The organism is Neisseria sp. P0009.S007 (assembly GCF_051962515.1).
Genome location: NZ_JBQCVF010000911.1, coordinates 1 through 427, shown reverse-complemented (window position 1 = coordinate 427; position 427 = coordinate 1). Strand labels below are relative to the sequence as shown.

Genomic DNA, 427 nt, shown 5'->3' with positions numbered 1-427 from the left:
ATATAGATCAAACTAAAGACCCTTCTAAGATTTGGAAAGATTATCCCAAAATACATTTTGCTAATTGTAACCAACTAAATAAAAGGCCGGGGCGCACAACTGGAAAATATTTCAAAGTTTGCTCAAACTCAATTGAAGAACTTGAAAAATGGAGCCTGGATGAATACAGGAGAGAACTAACTCCATGCGGAACCTGTAAGAAAAACGGATTACCGGTAGGACGGCTCATGGGAATACCAAATTTTCAGGTAGCTTCTGCCCTGTCCTTAAAATCTGATATAGACGAACTCGAAGAATGTTTAGCCTCCGAGACTAATCCAGAAAAGCGAACCGAAATTGAAACTTTGATAAAAGCCCGTCAAGGGCAAGGCAGATTCCGGCAAAAACTACTCGAACAGTATCCGAACTGCCCGCTAACAGGACTAGA

General features: G+C 41.0%; 1 pseudogene. It reads left to right on the top strand.

The features are described 5' to 3' along the window. Positions 1-427, top strand: a pseudogene (locus ACTHS3_RS17070) (HNH endonuclease); the annotation flags it as partial.